Consider the following 16,390-nt stretch of genomic DNA (forward strand, 5'->3'; position numbering starts at 1 on the left):
GGCCGAGGCGATCCTGCGCCGTGTGCGCCAGGAAACCGAGCCGCAAACCGGGGCGGGCGTGGAGCGGATGGTGCTCGGCGCCCGCCGCCACTTCTGGGCCGGCGATGCCGACCCGGCCGACCGAATCGAAGTCTGGGGCACGCGGATCGGGCGGCTGGCGGGGCTTGCCGCCTTCATCGTGCTCGCCTTCGTCCTGGTCGGACAGCTTATGGCGGAGTGAACCAGACCTTCATGTCCCAACCCTCCTCCGCGCCGGACGAAAAACCGGCCGTCATCTCCATTTCGTCCCATGTCGCACGCGGCACGGTGGGAAACCGCGCCGTGGTCTTCGCGCTGGAAACGCTGGGCTATCCCGTCTGGTCGGTGCCGACCGTGACGCTACCCTGGCATCCCGGCCACGGGCCTTCGACGCGCATCGTGCCCGAGCCCGGCGCGTTTGCGGCCTTCATGCAGGATCTCGCGAACGCGCCTTGGCTCGGCGAGGTCGGCGCGGTCATCTCCGGCTATTTCGGCGCGGCCGAGCAGGTGGAGGCCACCGCCGCTTTGGTCCAGGCGGTGAAGGCGAAGAACCCGCGCGCGCTGTATCTCTGCGACCCCGTGCTCGGCGACGGCGGGGCGGATGGGGCGGGCCGGCTCTACCAGCCGCGCCCAGTTCTGGAGGCGATCCGCGACCGTCTGATTCCGCTTGCCGACATCGCCGTGCCCAACCGCTTCGAGCTGGAGTTCCTCACCGGCCTCGAATTCTCCGGCAATCAGCATCTGGTGGAAGCGGCCAGCGCGCTGGGGCCGCGCTCGGTCGTCGTCACCTCGGCCTATCCGCTCCTGCGGGGGGGCATCGGCAATCTTCTGGTGGAGCATGACGCCGCCATCCTCGCCGAGCATCGGCGCATCGAGGGCGTGCCGAACGGGCTCGGAGATCTCACCGGCGCGGTGTTCCTGGCGCGCAAGCTCGCCGGCCTGTCGGGCGAAAAGGCGCTGCAATCCACCACGGCCGCCGTGTTCGAAATCCTCGCCCGCACCACCAAGCGCGGTAAGGACGAGCTGACGCTGGAAACCGACGCCGACAGTCTGAAGACGCCCATGGCCATGGTGCAGATCCGCCGTCTCGCGACGGGTGGACGGCGCGCGTGATTGCGTCCCGCTCCAACCGCGAGTTAGCCGGCAAAGCTCGGGTGTGACGGCGCGGCGATGCCTCGTCGGCATCGATGGGTGCCGCGCCGGCTGGATCGCGGCGATCGAGCACGAGGATGGGCGCGCCGAGCTTCGTACCACCCCTCGCTTCGACGCGCTCCTCGCCGATCTGCCCGATGACGCGCTTTTCGCCGTGGACATGCCGATCGGCCTGCCCGAGCGCATCATGGGTGCGGGGCGCCAGGCCGAGATCGCCGCTCGCCCGCTTTTGTCGCCCGGCCGGCGCTCCAGCATCTTCTCCATTCCCGCCCGCGCGGCGGTGGAGGCCGGAGCCGGGCCGTTCGGCAGCGAAGCGCATCGCCGGGAGGTGTTCGCCCGCGTCTGTGCGCTGGCACGCGCCACCTCCGATCCGCCCCGCGCCGTGTCGATCCAAGGCTTCGGCCTGTTTCCCCGCATTCTAGAACTCGACGCCTTGCTGCGCGCCGACGCTGCTCTTTCCGCGCGCGTCTTCGAAAGCCACCCCGAGATCGCCTTCGCGCAGCTCAATGGCGGCGAGGCCATGCGCCATTCCAAGAAGCGCGGCGGGCGGCCGTTCGAGGACGGCATGGCGGAGCGCCGTGCCCTGCTTCTTTCCTGCGGCCTGCCGCCGGAACTTCTGGCCGAGCCCCTGCCGCGCGGCGCCGGCGAAGACGACAGGCTGGACGCCTGCGCCCTCCTTCTCGTCGCGCGCCGTCTGCTCGCGGGGCAAGCCGTCAGCCTTCCCGATCCGCCGGGACGCGACGCCTTCGGCCTGCCCGTCGCGATCTGGGTTTAGAACCGGGGACAGAACCGTTCGGATCGATCGACCGGGTCTTGTTCCCGCCGGGCATCGTTGCCGCCGCGCATTGTTGCCGGTGCTCGTCCATGCGCTGCATGGCCTGCGCCCGGCGCCTCGCCGACAGAAACAATCCCTCGCTCGCCCTCCGCCGAATGGTTCTATCCCCGGTTCTTAGAACCGGATCGGTTCCCTCGGGCTGGGGCCTCTCCCCTGACGGGTTGATCGCCCTTTCAGGCAATGGACGAAGGGAAACCTCGATGGGCCTATCGGAAAAGGGCGATTCAACGTCGATTTCCGCTTCATAAGAACCGTCAGCCGCCTATGTGAGCAGATGCAAAAAAGGTTAGAGACGGTCCGAACTGGGGCTGATTCGCACGCTCGGCCCCTCGCGTCATCAGATATGGAGCGCTCGATGTCCCTTCTTCCGACGCCCCTCCTTCAGGGCTACCGCAGCTTTGTGGAAGGCCGCTATCTCCAGGAAACGCAGCGCTACCGCACCCTGGCACGCGAGGGGCAGGCGCCCGAAACCATGGTGATTGCCTGCTGCGACTCGCGTGCGGCACCCGAGACCATTTTCGGCGCGGGCGCGGGCGAACTGTTCGTGGTGCGCAACGTCGCCAATCTCGTGCCGCCCTACCAGCCGGACGGTGATTTCCATGGCACCTCCGCCGCGCTCGAATTCGCGGTTCAGGCCCTCAAGGTCAAACATATCGTCGTGATGGGGCATGGGCGTTGCGGCGGTATCAAGGCCGCGCTGTCGCCCGATGCCGAACCGCTGTCGCCCGGCGATTTCATCGGCAAGTGGATGAGCATTCTGGAGCCGGTCGCCGCCGCCGTTTCGGCCAACGAGCTTCTGACCTCCGGCGAGCGCCAGACCGCGCTGGAGCGCATTTCCATCCGCACCTCTATCGGCAATCTGCGCTCCTTCCCCTATATCGTCGAGCGCGAGGCGGCGGGCGATCTGACCCTGCACGGCGCCTGGTTCGACATTTCGACGGCCGAACTTTGGGCGATGGATCCCGAAAGCGGCGATTTCCAGCGCCCGCTGGTGGATCTCGACCCCGAGCCGGGCGACAGCATCGCGAAAGGCGACCCGATGCACCGCGCCGGCGATAGCGAGGAGATCGGCGAGGACGCCCTGTCCGAAGGGGCGAACTGAGGCGAGGGGAGTATGAGGCGGGTCCAGGAATCCGCTTCCTGGCTTGAGACGCTGCCGGTCGCCTTGGCCCCGATGGGCCGGGGCGCCGCTCCCCGTTTCATGGGCCCCTCAACGCAACCGATACGGGCGGCAGGTCCCAATCATCCAAAAAGGGTCGGCTCTGCCTCTGCGCGCAGCGGGATAGGGTAGCGAGGGCTCGTTCGCTCCGCCGGCGCCCTGTCAAACCGGCAACGGAATCGACGCACCACAAGGAAGCTCGCCTTCGCCCTTGCGTGGCCGCGCCGCCACAATTTACCTTGCATTTTAATGAAGACATCCCGTTCCCGCTTGCGAAATCGGGGGACGGCCCCTTTTAACGGTTAAGAAACGGCGCGCGGCCTCGGCGGCGCGGCTTGGCGGATGCGAACGAGGATCGGGCACGCATGACCCAGTGGATGAAGACGGGCGTGGCAATGGCGGCGCTTCTGAGCCTTGCGGGGTGCAACTCGGTCGCCCCCAGCTTCGGCGGCGGTGGCAATCTGGGCGGCGGCGGCGTTGCCCCCGTGCGCGCGGCCCCGGCCGGGCAGGTCTATGCGAGCCAGTTGCCCCCGCCGCCCCCGCCGCCGGCAACGCCCGTGGCGCAGACGCCGCCTCCGGGCCAGACCCCTCCGGGCCAGACGCCCGCCCCCGGTGCGCAGCCGGCAGCCCAGCCGACCAAGACGGCCTCCGCCGCGCCCGTGACCCGCGAAGGTCTCGTCGGCGCGTGGCGCGTGTCTTCGGGCGGCGGCAATTGCCAGATCTTCATGGCGCTGACGCAGTGGACGGGCGGCTACCGCGCGGCCTCGCGCGGCTGCCCCGGTCAGGTCGCCGACGTGTCGGCTTGGGACGTCTCGGGCAGCCAAGTCGTGCTGAAGGATTCGGGCGGCTCCACGGTCGCCACGCTCTCCAATGCCGGCGGCACCCGCTACGAGGGCACCACCAGCGGCGGCCAGTCGGTCAGCCTCTACCGCTAAAGGCGGACTCGTTTCCGAGCCGGGGATCGGCCGGGAAGGTTCGCTCGTGAAAGACGTCGCGCGGTTCCGATCGCGCGGCGCGTTGGCCCGAGGCGCGGCGAATGTCCGATCAGCGTCCGAAGGTCCAGCCTGTTCCTGCAACGGAGGCTTGGGGCAGAGATGTCACGCCGCTCCCTTCTGCCGCCGTTGCGGCTCTGAATGGGGCGGCGTTTTTGCGGTGCGGCGGCGGCGGTGCTATGAGCCTTGCCCATGCATACCGGCCAATGCGCGCGATCGGGCTCGATACCCTTTTTCCTCTGCCATCGGCTGGCCTCCCGCTTCTTTCGAGGTTGATCCGACATGCCTGATGCGAAGGGTTACGGAACGCCGGGGTCCGAGCGCGGACCCGTGCGCAGCGAGCTGGAGCGGCGCGTGCGCGCCGGCGACATCCAGCCCGACCCGATCCAGGCGGTTCTGGCCGATCGGCTGGATCGGCTGGAGCGCGAGCTGAAGTTTCAGGCGCTGCCGGCCAAATCCAGCGCGCTCGGCTGGCTCTTCGGCAAGCGCGAGAAGCCTGCCGCCCCACGCGGCCTTTATATCCACGGCTCGGTCGGGCGCGGAAAGTCCATGATGATGGACCTGTTCTTCCGCCTCTCCTCCGAGCCCCGCAAGCGACGGCTGCACTTCCACGAGTTCATGCGCGAGGCGCATGAGCGCATCAACGCCCATCGCGCGGCGGTGAAGGCGGGAGAGGCCAAGGGCGACGATCCGATCCCGCCGGTGGCCGAGGCGATCGCGGCCGAGGCCCGTCTCCTGTGCTTCGACGAGTTCACGGTGACCGACATTGCCGACGCGATGATCCTGTCGCGCCTGTTCGACGCGCTCTTCGCGCAGGGCGTCGTCCTGGTGGCGACCAGCAATGTCGCGCCCGATGATCTCTACCGCAACGGGCTGAACCGCCCGCTCTTCCTGCCCTTCGTGGAGACGCTGAAGTCGAGGGCCGACGTGTTCTTTCTCGACGCGCCGACCGACTATCGCATGGAAACGGTGGGCGGGGACGATGTCTATGTGACGCCGCTCGGCCCCCAGGCGGAAGCACGCATGGACGCGCTCTGGCGGCAGGTGCTGGGCGGCGCGCCGGAGCGGGCAGAGGGTTTCGAAGTGGCGGGCCGGCGCATCGCCGTGCCGCGTGCGGGCCAGGGGGCCGCGCGCTTCGCCTTTGCCGATCTTCTCCAGCGCCCGCTGGGCGCCAACGACTATCTGGCGCTCGCCGCGCGCTATCACACGCTGGTTCTGGACGGCGTGCCCGTCATGACGCAGGATCAGCGCAACGAGGCCAAGCGCTTCATTCTTCTGATCGACACGCTCTACGATGCGGGTCGGCGCATCATTCTGTCGGCGGCGGCTCCGGCCCATGAGCTGTACCGCGGCACATCGGGCACCGAACTCTTCGAGTTCGACCGCACCGTCTCGCGCCTCACCGAAATGCGCTCCGACGAGTATCTGGCGCAAGCGGCCGCCAAGGCCACGAAGGCAGCCTGACGCCCGCTCGAGGGCGGGGGCCGAACGCTGGCACCGTGCCGTCGGCCTTGCAGCTTCTCGAATGACGCGTCCTGCGCCTTTGTGGCTGTGTTGAAGCGCGGCCGATCCGCGAAGCCCCACGCTCTCAGCAGTTTGCGAAAAAATTCATCAAAGGCACCTCGCTCCGGCTTTCCTGTTGGGAATGCGGAGCTTTGTCATTGACCTTTACGTAATTCCCACATGGTCTAACCGGTTGAATCTGCTGGAGTGCAAAAAGCAATGATTGCACTTTCTCCGGGAGGGGGGTAGTCAGCCGGCAACAACGGCGACGAGCAGGGCTCAGGGCCGGGCGTGCGAGGCGCGATCGCTTCCTACGATCCGGGTGTTGAGGTTCGGTTCGCGCCGTGGATGCGAAACGAGGCGTCATGGCGCGATTGCGCACGATCCTGGCTCAATCTTCGCGCGCTATCCGCGCCGACGGATGGCCATGGCCGACGCCCTTGTTCTCGCCTGTCGCTTCGCAGCCTGCTGCGGCCGGGTCTCCCACCCGCCCTGCCGGCTGCGCCGATCCCGCTCTCAACGAGATGATCCCATGAACATTCACGAATACCAGGCCAAGCAGGTTCTCAAGGGCTTTGGCGCGCCCGTCGCGGGCGGCGTCGCCATCACGAGCGCCAGCGAGGCCGAAGCCGCCGCCAAGCAGCTGCCGGGCCCGCTCTATGTCGTGAAGTCGCAGATCCATGCCGGTGGTCGCGGCAAGGGCAAGTTCAAGGAACTCGGCCCCGACGCCAAGGGCGGCGTGCGCCTCGCCAAGTCGATCGAAGAGGTCGTCGCCCACGCCAAGGACATGCTGGGCAACACGCTCGTCACCGCGCAGACGGGCGACGCCGGCAAGCAGGTGAACCGCCTCTATATCGAGGACGGCGCGGATATCGCCCGCGAGCTTTACTGCTCGCTGCTGGTGGATCGCTCGGTCGGCCGCGTGGCCTTCGTGGTTTCCACCGAAGGCGGCATGGACATCGAGGCCGTCGCGCACGACACGCCCGAGAAGATCCACACGATCGCGATCGACCCCGAGACGGGGGTGACCGAAGCCGATGTGGCCAAGATCTCCGACGCCTACGGCCTCGACGGCGCGGCGCGCGAGGACGCCAAGTCGCTCTTCCCGGCGCTCTACAAGGCCTTTGCCGAGAAGGACATGGCGCTTCTGGAAGTGAACCCGCTGATCGTCATGACGGACGGCCATCTGCGCGTTCTCGACGCCAAGGTCTCCTTCGACGGCAACGCGCTGTTCCGCCACGACGACATGCGCGAGCTGCGCGACGAGACCGAAGAGGATGCCAAGGAAATCGAGGCCTCCAAGTGGGACCTCGCCTATGTCGCGCTCGACGGCAATATCGGCTGCATGGTGAACGGCGCGGGCCTCGCCATGGCGACGATGGACATCATCAAGCTCTACGGCAAGGAGCCGGCGAACTTCTGCGACGTCGGCGGCGGCGCCGGCAAGGAGAAGGTCGCGGCGGCCTTCAAGATCATCACGGCCGATCCGCGCGTCGAGGGCATCCTCGTCAACATCTTCGGCGGCATCATGAAGTGCGACGTCATCGCGGAAGGCGTGATCGCCGCCGTGAAGGAAGTCGGCCTCAAGGTTCCGCTGGTGGTGCGCCTCGAAGGCACCAATGTCGATCTCGGCAAGAAGCTCCTCAACGAGTCGGGCCTCGCCATCACGGCAGCGGACGATCTCGACGACGCGGCCAAGAAGATCGTCGCGGCGGTCAACGCCTGAGACTTACGATGGCCCTCCAGCCCAACCCATCCGACCTTCATTCTCGCCTGAGCGCCTTCGTCGGCGCTTGGGACGGGGAAGAGCATGTCGCGGCGTCGGCCTGGGCTAAGGAGGGACGCGCAACGGGGGAAGTTCAAGCCGAGCTTGTTCTCGGCGGCTTCTTCCTGGAGCAACGCTACCGTCAGAGGCGGGATGGCGCTGTCTCGTTCGAGGCGCGCAATCTCATCGGGTTCGATCCGGCAGACCAGCTATACAAGCTCTATCCGTTCGACACCGTGGGATTCGTTCCGCCCGCGCCCGCTTCCGGCGCTTGGCAGGAGGATGGACTCGTCTTCACGAGGACATCCCCGCGCGGCAGGCAGCGCACCGTATTCACTTTTGAAAATGAGGACCGCTACCGGATGGGCGTAAGCTTTTCGCCCGTGGGCAGCGATACCTGGCAGGAAGTCGTCAGCGGCGTCTATCGCCGTGCGGCCTCCCCCTCTTCCAACCTCATCCAAAGCTAAGGGCTCGCATGTCCATTCTCGTCGACAAGAACACCAAGATCATCGTGCAGGGCCTGACCGGCAAGACCGGCACGTTCCACACCGAGCAGGCGCTGGCCTATCACGGCACGCAGATGGTCGCCGGCATTCACCCCAAGAAGGGCGGTGAGACCTGGACCGGCTCGAAGGGCGAGAGCCTGCCGATCTACGCCACGGTCGCCGAAGCGCGCGACGCCACGGGCGCCAATGCTTCCGTGATCTACGTGCCGCCCGCCGGCGCGGCCGACGCCATCATCGAGGCGATCGAGGCTGAAATCCCGTTCATCACCTGCATCACCGAGGGCATTCCGGTGCTCGACATGGTGCGCGTGAAGGCCAAGCTCGACAAGTCGAAGTCGCGCCTTCTCGGCCCGAACTGCCCCGGCATCATGACGCCGGACGAGTGCAAGATCGGCATCATGCCGGGCTCCATCTTCAAGAAGGGCAATGTCGGCATCGTCTCGCGCTCCGGCACACTGACCTACGAGGCGGTGTTCCAGACCACGAACGAGGGCCTCGGCCAGACCACGGCCGTCGGCATCGGCGGCGATCCGGTCAAGGGCACGGAGTTCATCGACGTCCTGGAGATGTTCCTGGCCGACGACGAGACCAAGTCGATCATCATGATCGGCGAGATCGGCGGCGCGGCCGAGGAAGACGCCGCGCAGTTCCTGATCGACGAGGCCAAGCGCGGCCGCAAGAAGCCGATGGCCGGCTTCATCGCGGGCCGCACCGCGCCCAAGGGCCGCACGATGGGCCATGCCGGTGCCGTCGTCTCCGGCGGCAAGGGCGATGCGGAGTCCAAGATCGCGGCCATGGAGGCGGCGGGCATCCGCGTGTCGCCCTCGCCGGCGCGTCTGGGCAAGACGCTGGTGGAAGTCCTGAAGGGCTGATGCATCTTCTTCCGGCGAGGCGGGTCGTTTCTGCCCCGTTTCGGCCGGATTGAGGTTCGACAAGGCGATGCCGCGCGGCTCCCGGCCCGCGCGGCTCTTGCGCAGGAGCTCCTGTTCGGAGGTCTTCGCGCAAGAATGGCCGGGTAAGACGCGTTTCGAGTGAACGGCGAAGTGACGGTCCTTCGCCACCTTCCAGTTTTCAAGGAGACGGCGCCCGACAAAAAGGGAGCCGCGTTTTCAGATCATGGCACGCAACCCGGCGAACGAATCCTTCGCGCAGACCTCGTTCCTCTATGGCGGCAACGCCGACTATATCGAGGAACTGGCGGCCGCCTATGAGCGCGATCCTGCCTCCGTGTCGGAGGAGTGGCGCTCCTTCTTCGGCGCAATGGCCGACGACAAGGCGACGGTGGTCAAGAACGCCGAAGGCCCGTCCTGGCAGCGCGCCAACTGGCCCATCGCGGCCAATGGCGAACTCGTCTCCGCGCTGGACGGCAACTGGGGCCAGACCGAGGCCCGCATCGAGAAGAAACTGCGCGACAAGGCGGCCGAGGCGCCCAAGGGCGCTGCCGGCCCGTCCGAAGCCGACATTCTCCAGGCGACGCGCGATTCCGTGCGCGCGGTCATGCTGATCCGCGCCTACCGGGTGCGCGGCCATCTCCATGCCAAGCTCGATCCGCTGGGCATCGCCAAGTCGGCGGACGAAGACTACAACGAGCTGAGTCCGGCCAATTACGGCTTCACCGAAGCCGATCTCGACCGCAAGATCTTCATCGACGGCGTGCTCGGCATGGAATTCGCCTCGATCCGCCAGATCGTCGACATTCTGGAGCGCACCTACTGCTCCACGATCGGCGTCGAGTTCATGCACATCTCGAACCCGGTCGAGAAGCAGTGGATTCAGGAGCGCATGGAGGGACTCCACAAGGGCGTCGCCTTCACGCCCGAGGGCAAGCGCGCCATCCTGAACAAGCTGATCGAGGCCGAAGGCTTCGAGAAGTTCATCGACATCAAGTACAAGGGCACCAAGCGCTTCGGCCTCGACGGCGGCGAATCGCTGATCCCCGCGCTGGAGCAGGTCATCAAGCGCGGCGGCCAGATGGGCCTCAAGGAGATCGTGTTCGGCATGGCCCATCGCGGCCGTCTGAACGTGCTCGCCCAGGTCATGGGCAAGCCGCGCCGCGCCATCTTCCACGAGTTCAAGGGCGGCTCCTTCAAGCCCGAGGACGTCGAGGGTTCGGGCGACGTGAAGTACCATCTGGGTGCCTCGTCCGACCGCGAGTTCGACCAGAACAAGGTCCACCTCTCGCTGACGGCCAACCCGTCGCATCTGGAAATCGTCAACCCGGTGGTGATGGGCAAGGCGCGCGCCAAGCAGGACCAGATCGGCGGCGGGCGCACCCGCACCGAGCCGGTTCCCGCCGAAGTGCGCGCCGAGGTTCTGCCGCTGCTGATCCATGGCGATGCGGCCTTTGCCGGCCAGGGCGTCGTGGCGGAATGCTTCGGCCTGTCGGGCCTGCGCGGCCACCGCGTCGGCGGCACGCTGCACGTCATCATCAACAACCAGATCGGCTTCACCACCAATCCGCGCTTCTCGCGCTCCTCGCCCTATCCCTCCGACGTGGCGAAGATGGTCGAAGCGCCGATCTTCCACGTCAATGGCGACGACCCGGAGGCCGTGACCTACGCCGCCAAGATCGCGATCGAGTTCCGCCAGACCTTCGGCAAGCCCGTCGTCGTCGACATGTTCTGCTACCGTCGCTTCGGCCATAACGAAGGCGACGAGCCCGGCTTCACGCAGCCGATCATGTATCGCAAGATCCGCGAGCAGAAGACGACGCTCGAAATCTACGCCGCCAAGCTGGTGGCCGATGGCGTCCTCAGCCAGGAAGACGTCGATGCCCGCAAGGCCGAATGGCGCGCGGATCTCGAGGCCGAATACGAGGCCGGCCAGAGCTACCAGCCCAACAAGGCGGACTGGCTCGACGGCGCTTGGTCGGGCCTCAAGCGCGCCGACGACGAGGACGAGCAGCGCCGCGGCATCACCGGCGTTCCCGTCAAGACGCTGAAGGAACTCGGCCGCAAGCTGACCGAGATTCCGGCCGATTTCGAGGTCCACAAGACCATCGGCCGCTTCCTCGAGAACCGCGCAAAGGCGATCGAGACCGGCGAGAATCTCGACTGGGCGACCGGCGAGGCCCTGGCCTTCGCCTCGCTTCTGACCGAGGGCACGCCGATCCGCCTGTCGGGCCAGGATTCCGAGCGCGGCACCTTCTCGCAGCGCCATTCGGTCCTTTACGATCAGCGCAACGAGAACCGCTACATTCCGCTCTCGAACCTCGCCAAGGGCCAGGCGGCCTACGAGGTCATCAACTCGATGCTCTCGGAAGAGGCCGTGCTCGGCTTCGAATACGGCTACTCTCTGGCCGAGCCGAACGCCTTGACGCTCTGGGAAGCCCAGTTCGGCGACTTCGTGAACGGCGCGCAGGTCGTGATCGACCAGTTCATCTCGTCGGGCGAAGCCAAGTGGCTGCGCATGTCGGGTCTCGTCATGCTGCTGCCGCACGGCTACGAGGGTCAGGGTCCCGAGCACTCCTCGGCGCGTCTGGAGCGCTTCCTGCAGCAATGCGCGCAGGACAATATGCAGGTCGCCAACGTCACCACGCCGGCGAACTACTTCCACATCCTGCGCCGGCAGATGAAGCGCGACTTCCGCAAGCCGCTGATCCTGATGGCGCCCAAGTCCCTGCTGCGCCACAAGCGCGCCGTGTCGGATCTGACGGAGCTGGGCGGCGACACCTCGTTCCACCGTCTCCTCTGGGACGATGCCGAGATGCGCCCCTCGACGCTGACGGTGAAGCTCAAGAAGGACAAGGACATCCGCCGCGTCGTGCTGTGCACCGGCAAGGTCTATTACGACCTTCTGGAAGAGCGCGAGAAGCGGGGCGTGGACGACATCTACCTCCTGCGCGTCGAGCAGCTTTATCCGTTCCCGGCGAAATCGCTGGTCAACGAGCTGTCGCGCTTCAAGGATGCCGAGATCGTCTGGTGCCAGGAAGAGCCCAAGAACATGGGCGCCTGGAGCTTCATCGAGCCCTATCTGGAATGGGTGCTGGACCGCATCGGCGGCACCAAGCGCCGCGCCCGCTATGCTGGGCGTCAGGCCGCGGCCTCGCCGGCGGTGGGCACCATGTCCAAGCATCTCGCGCAGCTGGAAGCCTTCCTCGAGGAAGCTCTCGGCGACGCGGCGGCCTGACGGCCGCCGCCCCCACCCTTTTGGTTTCCAATTTCAGTCACGAATGAGCAAGCGATGAGCACCGAAGTCAAAGTCCCGACGCTGGGCGAATCCGTTACCGAGGCCACGATCGGCCAGTGGTTCAAGAAGGCGGGCGATCAGGTCAGCCAGGACGAGATCATCGCCGAGCTTGAAACCGACAAGGTGACGGTGGAAGTGCCCGCGCCCGCCGCCGGCACGCTGGCCGAGATCGTCGCCAAGGAAGGCGAGACGGTCGGCGTCGGCGCGCTGATCGCGGTGATCGGCGAGGCCGGCGCCTCGGCTGCGCCCGCTAGCGCCAAGCCCGCCACCCCAGCCCCCGAGGCCAAGGAAGGCTACGGCAACGCCGCGCCCGTTCCGGCCGCCGCCCCGGCTCCGGCCGCGTCCGGCTCGGACATGCCGGCGGCCCCGTCCGCGCAGAAGCTCATGGCCGAGAAGGGCGTTTCCGCGTCCGACGTCGATGGCTCGGGCAAGCGCGGTCAGATCCTGAAGGGCGACGTTCTCGACGCCATCGCCAAGGGCACGACGGCGCCCGCCGCCTCCGCTCCGGCCGCCCCCCGCGCGCCGTCTTCGGCGTCCGACGCGCCGCGCGAAGAGCGCGTGCGCATGACCAAGCTGCGCCAGACCATCGCGCGCCGCCTCAAGGACGCACAGAACACGGCCGCCATGCTCACCACTTTCAACGAGGTGGACATGACGGCGGTGATGGAACTGCGCGCCCGCTACAAGGACCTGTTCGAGAAGAAGCATGGCGTGAAGCTCGGCTTCATGGGCTTCTTCACCAAGGCCGTGACGCACGCGCTGAAGGAAATCCCGGCCGTCAACGCCGAGATCGACGGCACAGACCTCATCTACAAGAACTACTGCCATGTCGGCATGGCTGTCGGCACCGACAAGGGCCTCGTGGTTCCGGTGGTGCGCGACGCCGACCAGATGTCGATTGCCGGCATCGAGAAGGAACTCGGCCGCCTCGCCAAGGCCGCGCGTGATGGCTCGCTGACCATGAGCGACATGCAGGGCGGCACATTCACCATCACGAATGGCGGCGTGTACGGCTCGCTGATGTCGACGCCGATCCTGAACGCGCCGCAGTCCGGCATTCTGGGGATGCACAAGATCCAGGAGCGCCCGATGGTGGTGGGCGGCAAGATCGAGATTCGTCCGATGATGTATCTCGCGCTCTCCTACGATCACCGGATCGTCGACGGCAAGGAAGCCGTGACCTTCCTCGTGCGCGTCAAGGACTCGTTGGAGGACCCCGAGCGTCTGGTGCTCGACCTCTAAGATCACGGGTTGGCGGGGGCTGGTCTCCCGCTTCTCTCATCCCATCGGGAGATGGCCTTCGGGCCGCCTCCCGTCCAACCCCCAAGCGCCGTATCAATGCCAAGGACGTCCATGGGCCGGAACGCCTCATGCCCCCGCGAGACGACGAGGGAAACGAAGCCTTCCAAGGCCCGTGTTGCCGGACGCTCGGGCGGGCTCCCGTCCGCGATGCTGCTGGGGCTTCTGGTGCTCGGTCCCGCCGCACCCGCGCGCGCGCAGGACACGCCGGATTACCGGGACGACCGCTCGACGCCGAACGCGGTGATCGAAAGCCTCTACAACGCGATCAACCGGCGCGAATTCGTTCGCGCCTGGAGCTATTTCCGTGAGGAGCCGGACCGGCCGGATTTCGAGACCTTCGCCAAGGGCTATCAGGACACGAGCCGCGTGCGCTTGAAGCTCGGCGCGAGCGAGGCGGAAGGAGCGGCGGGCTCCACCTATTATCGACTGCCGGTCGTGGTCGAGGCGACGCGCGGCGGCACCGCGACCGTCTTTTCGGGTTGCTACGAGTTGCGTCTCGTGCAGCCGGCCACGCAGGCCGAGCCTCCCTTCCAGCCTATGGGCATCGTTCGCGGCAATTTGCGCCAGTCCAAGGCGAAGTTCGAGGAGGGGCAGGGCGACTGTTCCCAGCCGAACCCGCCGGCCAAGCCGTGAGAACCGGACCTGCGTCAGCGCCCCGCTGCGCCCGATCGCCGTGGGCAATGGTTTCGACCGGCCGCGTGCGCCCTAGCTCAGGAGACAAGCGGCGCATGACGCGCCCGAGTGCGGAGCCTTCTTGGATATGAACACGCCCTTGTCTCTGGAACTGGCCCTTCTCGGCTGGTCCGTCATCATCCTCTTCATTCATGTCGGCCTTCAGGGCCAGCTCGTGACACGCGAGCGGGGCCGAGAGTGGAATGCCGGTCCGCGCGACGGGCAGGCCAAGCCCCTCGGAACCTATGCCGGCCGAGCCGACCGCGCGCTGCGCAACTTTCAGGAAACGTGGCCGGCCTTTATTGCGCTGGCTCTCGCGCTGGCCGTCTCGGGACGCACCGGGGGGATCGGCGCGACCGGGGCTCTCGTCTGGTTCGTCGCGCGTCTCGTCTACATCCCGCTCTATCTCTTCGGGGTTCCCTATATCCGCAGCCTCGCCTGGCTGATCTCGGTGATCGGGCTTCTCCTCATGCTCATTCGCTTCCTCTGACAAACGAAAAGACGATCAACCCATGTCCGACACGTCTGAAACCTTCGATCTCGTCGTCATCGGCTCCGGCCCCGGCGGCTATGTCTGCGCCGTGAAGGCCGCCCAGCTCGGGCTGAAGGTGGCTGTGGTGGAAAAGCGCGCCACCTATGGCGGCACCTGCCTCAATGTCGGCTGCATCCCGTCCAAGGCACTCCTGCACGCTTCCGAGATGTTCGCGGAAGCCAGCCACGGCTTCGCCGATCTCGGCGTCAAGGTGACGCCGGAGCTGGACCTGCCGACCATGCTGGCGCACAAGGACAAGACCGTGCGCGCCAACACCGACGGCGTCGCCTTCCTGTTCAAGAAGAACAAGATCACCGGCGTCACGGGCGCGGGCCGCATCGTGAAGGCCGGCGAGGTCGAGGTGACGGCCGAGGACGGCGCCAAGCGCACGCTCAAGACCAAGGCGATCTGCATTGCGACCGGCTCGTCCGTCGCCGGCATTCCCGGCCTCGACGTCGCTTTCGACCGGGACACGATCGTCTCCTCGGACGATGCGATCGCGCTCAAGAAGGTGCCGGCCACGATGGTGGTGGTTGGCGGCGGCGTCATCGGCCTCGAACTCGGCTCGGTGTGGTCGCGCCTGGGCGCGCGCGTCACGGTGGTGGAATATCTCGACAAGATTCTCGGCCCCATGGACGCCGACGTCTCGACCCAGTTCCAGAAGCTCCTCGTCAAGCAGGGCTTCCATTTCAAGCTCGGCGCGCGCGTCACCGCCGTCGCCAAGAGCTCGGCCGGCGCGAGCGTGACCTTCGAGCCGGCGCAGGGCGGCGCGGCCGAGACGCTGGAAGCCGAGGTCGTTCTGATCGCAACCGGCCGCAAGCCCTACACGGACGGTCTCGGCCTTCAGGAAGCCGGCGTCGCGCTGGACAAGGCGGGCCGGGTCGAGATCGACGCGCATTACCGCACCAATGTCGAGGGCATCTACGCCATCGGCGACGTGGTGAAGGGTCCGATGCTGGCGCACAAGGCCGAGGACGAGGGCATCGCGCTCGCCGAAATCCTGGCCGGCCAGAAGGGTCACGTGAACTACGCCGTGATCCCCTCGGTGGTCTACACCTCGCCCGAGGTCGCCTCCGTCGGTCAGACCGAGGAAGAGCTGAAGAAGAACGGTGTCGCCTACAAGGTCGGCAAGTTCCCCTTCTCGGCCAACGGCCGCGCCCGCGCCATGCTGCACACGGATGGGTTCGTGAAGGTTCTGGCCGATGCCAAGACCGACCGGGTTCTAGGCGCGCATATCGTCGGCCATGGCGCCGGCGAGATGATCGCGGAAGCGGCCGTGCTGATGGAGTTCGGCGGCTCGTCGGAGGATCTGGCCCGCACCTGTCACGCGCATCCGACCATGTCGGAAGCCGTGCGCGAGGCAGCCTTCGCGGCTTTTGCCAAGCCGATCCATATGTAAGACCCAGAATCGGGGCACAACCCGGCGGGCTGACACGCAGGGTTGTGCCCCAATTTTAAGGGGCGCCGCGAATTTCCCGGCGCCCCGATCTTCACGCTTCCAGGTCCCGGTTCTCATGTTCGGTGGCGCGACATCGGACGACGCGGTTAAGACACCGTTTGGTATGTTTCACGTGAGACGCCCGGCCACGGGAACCTTTAACGTAGCGTAAGGTGCCGGGCTTCAATCTGGCGCGATCGTGGGGAGGCATGGGCCGTGTCCCCGGTCGGGTCGTTCGATGAGCCTTGCAGCCGTTTATCTTTTGGGCACCCGAGGTGCGGCCAAGCAGGCCTCCCCTCACGGCGACCCGCGGACAGACGATGTCGCC

Annotated in this window: 13 protein-coding genes and 1 pseudogene; all 14 read left to right on the forward strand. The window is 66.7% G+C overall.

The window, feature by feature from the left end:
• A partial coding sequence (locus tag AUL36_RS24205) for a hypothetical protein (RefSeq protein ID WP_374700753.1) occupies positions 1-220 on the forward strand: 220 nt, incomplete at its 5' end.
• 11 nt (positions 221-231) lie between these two features.
• Positions 232-1,131, forward strand: a complete 900-nt coding sequence (gene pdxY, locus AUL36_RS09020) for a pyridoxal kinase PdxY (RefSeq protein ID WP_062219952.1) — start codon at positions 232-234, stop codon at positions 1,129-1,131.
• Positions 1,132-1,174: 43 nt separating this feature from the next.
• Entirely contained in the window at positions 1,175-1,945 is a 771-nt protein-coding gene (locus AUL36_RS09025; RefSeq protein WP_062219909.1) for a DUF429 domain-containing protein, read from the forward strand.
• A gap of 415 nt (positions 1,946-2,360) precedes the next feature.
• Positions 2,361-3,002: pseudogene (locus tag AUL36_RS09030) on the forward strand (carbonic anhydrase); the annotation flags it as partial.
• A 527-nt stretch (positions 3,003-3,529) separates the two neighbouring features.
• Complete coding sequence (locus AUL36_RS09035; RefSeq protein WP_062219913.1) at positions 3,530-4,099, forward strand: protease inhibitor Inh/omp19 family protein; 570 nt, start codon at positions 3,530-3,532, stop codon at positions 4,097-4,099.
• A gap of 339 nt (positions 4,100-4,438) precedes the next feature.
• Positions 4,439-5,620, forward strand: a complete 1,182-nt coding sequence (gene zapE, locus AUL36_RS09040; protein ID WP_082655731.1) for a cell division protein ZapE — start codon at positions 4,439-4,441, stop codon at positions 5,618-5,620.
• Positions 5,621-6,191: 571 nt separating this feature from the next.
• A complete protein-coding gene (sucC, locus tag AUL36_RS09045) occupies positions 6,192-7,385 on the forward strand; it encodes an ADP-forming succinate--CoA ligase subunit beta (RefSeq protein ID WP_062219915.1) in 1,194 nt (397 codons plus the stop codon).
• A gap of 8 nt (positions 7,386-7,393) precedes the next feature.
• Positions 7,394-7,891: a DUF1579 family protein gene (locus tag AUL36_RS09050; RefSeq protein ID WP_062219917.1), complete on the forward strand. Its 498-nt coding sequence runs from the start codon at positions 7,394-7,396 to the stop codon at positions 7,889-7,891.
• 8 nt (positions 7,892-7,899) lie between these two features.
• A complete protein-coding gene (gene sucD, locus AUL36_RS09055) occupies positions 7,900-8,802 on the forward strand; it encodes a succinate--CoA ligase subunit alpha (protein ID WP_058602155.1) in 903 nt (300 codons plus the stop codon).
• Between the two features lie 244 nt (positions 8,803-9,046).
• Complete coding sequence (locus tag AUL36_RS09060) at positions 9,047-12,058, forward strand: 2-oxoglutarate dehydrogenase E1 component (RefSeq protein ID WP_058602154.1); 3,012 nt, start codon at positions 9,047-9,049, stop codon at positions 12,056-12,058.
• Positions 12,059-12,112: 54 nt separating this feature from the next.
• Positions 12,113-13,360, forward strand: coding sequence for a 2-oxoglutarate dehydrogenase complex dihydrolipoyllysine-residue succinyltransferase (gene odhB, locus AUL36_RS09065; RefSeq protein WP_058602153.1), 1,248 nt, complete (start codon positions 12,113-12,115; stop codon positions 13,358-13,360).
• A 111-nt stretch (positions 13,361-13,471) separates the two neighbouring features.
• Positions 13,472-14,053, forward strand: a complete 582-nt coding sequence (locus tag AUL36_RS09070) for a hypothetical protein (protein WP_156418317.1) — start codon at positions 13,472-13,474, stop codon at positions 14,051-14,053.
• Between the two features lie 127 nt (positions 14,054-14,180).
• Positions 14,181-14,582 carry an MAPEG family protein gene (locus AUL36_RS09075; protein WP_058602151.1) on the forward strand — a complete coding sequence of 134 codons (402 nt, stop codon included), beginning with the start codon at positions 14,181-14,183 and terminating at the stop codon, positions 14,580-14,582.
• 22 nt (positions 14,583-14,604) lie between these two features.
• Positions 14,605-16,023: a dihydrolipoyl dehydrogenase gene (gene lpdA, locus AUL36_RS09080; protein WP_062219921.1), complete on the forward strand. Its 1,419-nt coding sequence runs from the start codon at positions 14,605-14,607 to the stop codon at positions 16,021-16,023.
• The last annotated feature ends 367 nt before the right edge of the window (positions 16,024-16,390 follow it).

It is taken from the genome of Aureimonas sp. D3, assembly GCF_001463805.1.
Classification (GTDB): domain Bacteria; phylum Pseudomonadota; class Alphaproteobacteria; order Rhizobiales; family Rhizobiaceae; genus Aureimonas; species Aureimonas ureilytica_A.

Excerpts from the sequence above, each read along its gene's own strand:
- lpdA (WP_062219921.1), top strand. The coding sequence starts at position 14,605 with ATGTCCGACACGTCTGAAACCTTCGATCTCGTCGTCATCGGCTCCGGC.
- zapE (WP_082655731.1), top strand. The coding sequence starts at position 4,439 with ATGCCTGATGCGAAGGGTTACGGAACGCCGGGGTCCGAGCGCGGACCC.
- sucC (WP_062219915.1), top strand. The coding sequence starts at position 6,192 with ATGAACATTCACGAATACCAGGCCAAGCAGGTTCTCAAGGGCTTTGGC.
- sucD (WP_058602155.1), top strand. The coding sequence starts at position 7,900 with ATGTCCATTCTCGTCGACAAGAACACCAAGATCATCGTGCAGGGCCTG.
- AUL36_RS09035 (WP_062219913.1), top strand. The coding sequence starts at position 3,530 with ATGACCCAGTGGATGAAGACGGGCGTGGCAATGGCGGCGCTTCTGAGC.
- AUL36_RS09070 (WP_156418317.1), top strand. The coding sequence starts at position 13,472 with ATGGGCCGGAACGCCTCATGCCCCCGCGAGACGACGAGGGAAACGAAG.
- pdxY (WP_062219952.1), top strand. The coding sequence starts at position 232 with ATGTCCCAACCCTCCTCCGCGCCGGACGAAAAACCGGCCGTCATCTCC.
- AUL36_RS09075 (WP_058602151.1), top strand. The coding sequence starts at position 14,181 with ATGAACACGCCCTTGTCTCTGGAACTGGCCCTTCTCGGCTGGTCCGTC.
- AUL36_RS09060 (WP_058602154.1), top strand. The coding sequence starts at position 9,047 with ATGGCACGCAACCCGGCGAACGAATCCTTCGCGCAGACCTCGTTCCTC.
- AUL36_RS09050 (WP_062219917.1), top strand. The coding sequence starts at position 7,394 with ATGGCCCTCCAGCCCAACCCATCCGACCTTCATTCTCGCCTGAGCGCC.
- odhB (WP_058602153.1), top strand. The coding sequence starts at position 12,113 with ATGAGCACCGAAGTCAAAGTCCCGACGCTGGGCGAATCCGTTACCGAG.